This window comes from Falsiroseomonas sp. RANM36 (assembly GCF_056682175.1).
On the sequence record NZ_JBWXTD010000003.1, the window covers coordinates 1,672,755 to 1,676,915 of the forward strand.

At 74.5% G+C, this 4,161-nt stretch carries 3 protein-coding genes; all 3 read left to right on the forward strand.

Translation table 11 applies throughout. The features are described from left to right. Nucleotides 1-2,289: acetate--CoA ligase family protein (locus tag AC1MIR_RS12950; protein ID WP_480028562.1), on the forward strand; the 2,289-nt coding region annotated here is incomplete at its 5' end. A 4-nt stretch (nt 2,290-2,293) separates the two neighbouring features. Next, entirely contained in the window at nt 2,294-3,154 is an 861-nt protein-coding gene (locus AC1MIR_RS12955) for a MaoC family dehydratase (RefSeq protein WP_480028563.1), read from the forward strand. Nucleotides 3,155-3,265: 111 nt separating this feature from the next. Continuing rightward, nucleotides 3,266-4,161 (forward strand): calcium-binding protein (locus AC1MIR_RS12960; RefSeq protein WP_480028564.1); only part of this gene is annotated, 896 nt, incomplete at its 3' end.

The window sequence follows — 4,161 nt, forward strand, 5'->3', positions numbered from 1 at the left end:
GGCGGGGCGGGGGGGCGCGGGGCCGGGGGGGGGGGGGTGGGGGGGGGGGGGGCGGGGGGGGGGGGGGGGGGGGGGGGGGGGGGGGGGCCCCCCCCGCGGCGGGCTGACGGGCGGACGTCCGCCAGGCTCGCGCAAACCCATGTGCTGGGCCCGGGCTTGCGCCCGGGGCCGCACTCTGCACCCTGCGCGTCCCGGCAAGGAGGACGCGCCCTGCACGACCATCCGCTGGACGCGCTGCTGCGTCCACGCTCCATCGCCATCATCGGCGCTTCCGACGATCCCACGCGGATCGGCGGGCGGCCGCTGTCCTACCTGAAGACGCGCGGCTTCGCCGGCGCGATCCTGCCGGTGAACCCGAACCGCGCGACGGTCCAGGGCCTGCCGGCCTTCCGCGACGTGGCGAGCCTGCCGCAGGCGCCCGACGCCGCCATCATCGCGATCCCCGGCGAAGGCGCCATCGCGGCGGCCGAGGCGCTCGGCGCGCGCGGCTGCAAGGCGGCGATCACCTTCACCGCCGGCTTCGCCGAAGTGGGCCCCGAAGGCGCCGCGATGCAGGATCGCCTGGTCGCGGCCGCCCGTCGCCACGGCATGCGCATCGTCGGGCCGAACTGCCTCGGCCTGTTCAACGCCCCGCTCGGCTACTTCCCGATCTTCTCCGCCAGCGTCGAGCAGGGCTGGATCCCCGGCGTCGTCGGGATCGCCAGCCAGTCCGGCGCCTATGGCAGCCACCTCTTCGCCGCGGCGCGCGCGCGCGGCATCGGCGTGCCGGTGCTGGTGACGACGGGCAACGAGGCCGACCTGCACCTGGCCGATTTCATCGAATGGATGGCGGCGGCCGATGAGGTGCAGGTGATCGCCGCCTATGCGGAAGGGATACGCGACGGCGCGCGCTTCGTGCAGGCGCTGGAGGCGGCGCGCGTCGCGCGGAAACCCGTGGTGATGATGAAGGTCGGCCGCAGCGCGGTGGGCGAGGCGGCGGCGCAGTCGCACACCGCCTCCATCGCCGGCGACGACCGCGTGCTGGATGCGGTCCTGGCCGAGTTCGGCGTGCATCGCGCCCGCACGACCGAGGAACTGCTCGATGTCTGCTACGTCGCGCAGAAGCGCATCTACCCGTCGGGCAACACGCTGGGCGTCGTGACGATCTCCGGCGGCGCCGGCGTGCTGATCGCCGATGCCGCGGAGGCCGCCGGCCTGCCCATGCCGGAAATGCCGGAGCACGCGCAGGCGAAGCTGAAGGCGCTGGTGCCCTTTTCCTCCCCCCGCAACCCGGTGGACTGCACGGCGCAGGCCTTCAACGACATGAAGGTGGTCGGCGCCTTCGCGGAGAGCATGGCGACGGACGGCGGCTACACCAGCCTGATCGCCTTCTTCACCGCCTGGGGCGACAGCCCGACGATGACGCCGCCGCTGCGCGCCGAATTGAAGCAGGTGCTGGACCGTCACCCGGACCGGCTGTTCCTGCTCTCGATCCTCGCCTCGCCCGAGCGCACGCGCGAATGGGAAGCCGACGGCTTCCTCGTGATGGAGGACCCCACCCGCGCCGTCGTCGCCCTCTCCGCCATGGGCCGCTTCGCCGAGTCCTTTGGACGGCTGCCGCGGTCGGATGGGGAAGTGGGGCACCCGGACTTGCCGGCGCGTGCGCCGGATGAAGCCGGCGCCAAGCGGATCCTGGGCGAGGCGGGCATCGCACCGGTGCCCGAGCGTGCCTGTGTCACCGCCGAGGACGCGGTCGCGGCGGCACGCGAATTCGGCTTCCCGGTCGTCCAGAAGATCCTGTCGCCCGACATCCTGCACAAGAGCGAGATCGGCGGCGTGCTGCTGAACCTCCTCGACGAGGACGCGGTGCGCGAAGGCTTCGCCACGCTGATGGACCGCGCGGCCGAAGGCGCGCCGGGCGCGCGCATCGACGGCGTGCTGGTGGCGAAGCAGGTGCAGGGCGCGGTCGAGATGGCGATCGGCGTGGTGCGCGACCCGGTCTTCGGCCCGGTCGCCATGGTCGGCCTCGGCGGCGTCTTCATCGAGGTGTTTCGCGACGTTGCCTTCCGTCGCTGCCCGGTGACCGAGGACGAGGCCCTCGCGATGATCCGCGCGCTGCGCGGCTTCCCGCTGCTGGACGGCGCGCGCGGGCGGCCGAAGGCGGATGTGCCGGCGCTCGCGCGCGCGCTGGCCGCGCTCTCGCGCTTCGGCACCGAGCCGCGCGTGCTCTCCGCCGAGGTGAACCCGCTGATGGTGCTGCCCGAGGGGCAGGGCGCGCTGGCTGCCGACGCGGTACTCGAACTGGAGTAGCGCGATGCCCATCACCTACGAAAACCTGCTGAACTTCCCGATCCCGGAGATCCGCCAGCGCCTGCGCTGGCAGGATGCGGCGCTGTATGCGCTCAGCCTCGGCTGCGGGCAGGACCCGATGGACGCGGCCGAGCTCCGCTTCGTCACCGAAGGGGCGGCGATGCGCGCGCTGCCCAGCATGGCCGTCGTGCTCGGCTATCCCGGCTTCTGGTTGCGCGATCCCGCGACCGGCGTGGACGCGCTGCGCCTGGTGCATGGCGAGCAGGCCGTCACGCTGCACGCGCCCCTGCCGGTGGAAGGCGAGGTCATCGGCCGTTCCCGCGTGACCGGCATCGTGGATCGCGGCGAGGGCAAGGGCGCGCTGCTCTATTCGGAACGCGTGATCCTCGACGCCTCCACGAACGAAAAGCTCGCGACGCTGGAACAGACCACCTTCCTGCGCGGCGATGGCGGCTTCGGCGGCCCTGCCGGGCCGGTGAAGAAGCCCGCGCCCGAGCCCGAGGGCGCGCCGGCCATCACGCTCGACCTGCCGACGCGGCCGGAGACGGCGCTGCTCTATCGCCTGAACGGCGACCACAACCCGCTGCACAGCGATCCCGCCGTGGCGGCGAAGGCCGGCTTCCCGCGCCCGATCCTGCATGGCCTCGCGACCTTCGGCGTGGTCGGGCGCGCGCTGCTGCGCACGGTCTGCGGCGGCGATCCCGCGCGCTTCGGGCGCATGGAATGCCGCTTCTCCGCGCCGGTCTTTCCCGGCGAGACGATCCGCACGGAGATCTGGCCGCGGGAGGGCGGCGCCGCCTTCCGCGCGCGGGTGGTGGGGCGCGACGTGGCGGTGGTCGGCAACGGGGCGTTCCGGACGCTCTGACCGCGATTCGCCAACAGCGCGTGTCATCGGGCCAATTATCAATCACAGGTTCTTGTGCCGGCGCGCACCATGCGCGACCCTCCCTGCGATCCTTGCGGGAGATGCGTGGCCGTGGCGGTGATCACCGGGTCGGCTGGCGATGACCTGATCCGCACCGCCGCGGCCGGCGGCTCGACCAACGGCGTGGCGGATGCGAGCCCGGCCGCCGGCGACGTGATCCTCGGCGCCGAGGGCAACGACACGATCCTGCCCGGCGCCGGCTGGACCCTGGTGCTTGGCGGTGCGGGCGCCGATTCCATCGCGCTGTCCGCCGGCGGCCATGCCTTCGGCGAGGCCGGCGACGATGTCCTCGCCGCCGCCGGCGACGCGGTGCTGGATGGCGGCGCGGGCGCCGACACGCTGGGCGCCCATGCGGGCCCCGGCGCCGTGCTGCGCGGCGGCGATGGCGACGACCTGCTCGCCGGCGGCGGGGGCGCGGACCAGCTCTTCGGCGATGGCGGCGCGGACACGCTGCGGGGCTCGGCCGGCAACGACACCCTCGATGGCAGCGACGGCGCGGATGTGGCCGATTACGGCGGTCTCGGCGCCGGCCTGCAACTGGTGGCGATCGCGCTCGGCGGCTTCTGGCGCGTGGCGAAGGTCGAGAGCCTGGGCGGCGCCCTGCTCGGCGTGGACCGCCTCACCGGCCTGGAAGGCCTCATCGGCACGGCGGGCGATGATCGCCTGGTCGGCGGCGCGCTGGACGAGAGCTTCGCCGGCGGCGCCGGCAACGACACCATCCTCGGCGGCGCCGGCTTCGACACGCTGCGCTACGACAGCGCGGCGGGCGGCGTCCTCGTCAGCCTCGCCGCCGGCCGCGCGCAGGACGGGCTGGGCGGCGTGGACGTGATCGGCTTCGCCGCGCCCGGCCGCAGCAGCATCGAGAGGGCGGTGGGCGGGCCGGGGGCCCCCCCCCAGGGGGGGGGGGGGGGGGGCCACAGGGGGGGCGGCGGGCGCGGCGGCGGCCC

Excerpts from the sequence above, each read along its gene's own strand:
- AC1MIR_RS12955 (WP_480028563.1), top strand. The coding sequence starts at position 2,294 with ATGCCCATCACCTACGAAAACCTGCTGAACTTCCCGATCCCGGAGATC.